Source organism: Acinetobacter sp. YH16038 (genome assembly GCF_013417275.1).
Classification (GTDB): domain Bacteria; phylum Pseudomonadota; class Gammaproteobacteria; order Pseudomonadales; family Moraxellaceae; genus Acinetobacter.
In genome coordinates this window covers 1-1650 of record NZ_VPEG01000135.1, presented here as the reverse complement: position 1 = coordinate 1650, position 1650 = coordinate 1, and the positions used below count along the sequence as shown (strand labels likewise).

The 1650-nt window shown below is 35.0% G+C and carries 3 protein-coding genes; 1 reads left to right on the top strand and 2 read right to left on the bottom strand.

All coding sequences use genetic code 11. The annotated features are described in order from the left end of the window. Window positions 1–146: 146 nt before the first annotated feature. Window positions 147–437, bottom strand: a complete 291-nt coding sequence (locus FTV34_RS17315) for an addiction module antidote protein (RefSeq protein WP_004787581.1) — start codon at window positions 435–437, stop codon at window positions 147–149. 3 nt (window positions 438–440) lie between these two features. Then, window positions 441–737, bottom strand: a complete 297-nt coding sequence (locus tag FTV34_RS17310) for a type II toxin-antitoxin system RelE/ParE family toxin (protein WP_004787583.1) — start codon at window positions 735–737, stop codon at window positions 441–443. 368 nt (window positions 738–1105) lie between these two features. Between FTV34_RS17310 and dfrA17 the strand changes: the two genes are divergently transcribed. Then, the gene (gene dfrA17, locus FTV34_RS17305; RefSeq protein WP_001389366.1) at window positions 1106–1579 is read left to right on the top strand and encodes a trimethoprim-resistant dihydrofolate reductase DfrA17; all 474 of its coding nucleotides are present in this window, start codon (window positions 1106–1108) and stop codon (window positions 1577–1579) included. The last annotated feature ends 71 nt before the right edge of the window (window positions 1580–1650 follow it).

Below are 1650 nucleotides of genomic sequence, written 5' to 3'. Positions count from 1 at the left end.
TCTCATTACAAATCAAATTACAGCAAGCGCAAAGTTGCCCGACTTTGAAACATGGCTTTAGCCATCTTTCAAAGCATCGAGCTGAAATTTCGCATAAGAGATTTTATGTTAAATAAGATGGAACTTAGACAAAATTTTATTAATAGTTATGCATTCTGCACAGTTAGTTTTAGACCTAAAGCATTTACTACACGATTAATCGTATCAAAACGAGGTGCTGAATCTTGACGGAGTGCTTTGTAAAGTGCTTCACGTCCAATTCCTGCTTCTTTAGCGATTTGAGTCATACCACGAGCTTTAGCAATTACACCAAGTGCATGAGCTAGTTCAGCAGGGTCATTCTCTTCAAGAACCATATTAAGATACATTACAATATCTTCTTCACTCTTAAGTGCTTCTGCCATGTCAAAGCTAGGTAGATCAGCTATTTTAACCATTTTTCAATCCTCTAAAGATTTTGATAAATCAACAGCTCGTTCTATATCCTTTTGCTGTGTAGATTTATCACCACCTCCAAGCATCACAATGATTACATCACCATGTTTGATGTAATACATGCGCCAACCTGGTCCGAAGAACTCTCGCATTTCCCAAACACCTTCTTGAAGATGCTTTACATCGCCCCAATTACCACGCTGAACCTTATCTAATCTTCGATTCAGTTTAAGACGGGTCATACTGTCTTTAATGCTATCTAGCCATTCATCAAATTCAGGGAGACGTTTAATCTCGGTCATGAAAGTTCCTCTTTATTGTATTCGATCGAATACACAACATTATAATGAATATATTTTATGAGTAAATGAAATAATAAGAATATATTTTATCAATTGATTATTTAATAACCTATGTTCTTGGCAAAAGGTATCAAACCTGCTCATAAAAAAGCCGACTTGTTTCTAAGTCGGCTTTTTACTGTTTTTGAAGTCAGTCAAAATTTTATAACTATATGAAAAACAATAATATTTTAAATTGCGTTTCGTATAAGCTCTATTATGTTAAATAATTAAGGATAAAAGCTTTATTACTAAATAGAACAGTTGCTTAAAGCAGTATAGAGTTAAGTTTGCATTTTAATATCAAGTTAGCCATTAAGGGAGTTAAATTGAAAATATCATTGATTTCTGCAGTGTCAGAAAATGGCGTAATCGGTAGTGGTCCTGATATCCCGTGGTCAGTAAAAGGTGAGCAACTACTCTTTAAAGCGCTCACATATAATCAATGGCTCCTTGTCGGAAGAAAAACATTTGACTCTATGGGTGTTCTTCCAAATCGCAAATATGCAGTAGTGTCAAAGAACGGAATTTCAAGCTCAAATGAAAACGTCCTAGTTTTTCCTTCAATAGAAAATGCTTTGAAAGAGCTATCAAAAGTTACAGATCATGTATATGTCTCTGGCGGGGGTCAAATCTATAATAGCCTTATTGAAAAAGCAGATATAATTCATTTGTCTACTGTTCACGTTGAAGTCGAAGGTGATATCAAATTCCCTATAATGCCTGAGAATTTCAATTTGGTTTTTGAACAGTTTTTTATGTCTAATATAAATTATACATACCAGATTTGGAAAAAAGGCTAACAATGCGTTGCAGCACCAGTCGCTTCGCTCCTTGGACAGCTTTTAAGTCGCGTCTTTGTGGTTTTGCTGCG

Coding starts and splice junctions, on each gene's coding strand:
- FTV34_RS17315 (WP_004787581.1), bottom strand. CDS start 437: ATGGTTAAAATAGCTGATCTACCTAGCTTTGACATGGCAGAAGCACTT.
- FTV34_RS17310 (WP_004787583.1), bottom strand. CDS start 737: ATGACCGAGATTAAACGTCTCCCTGAATTTGATGAATGGCTAGATAGC.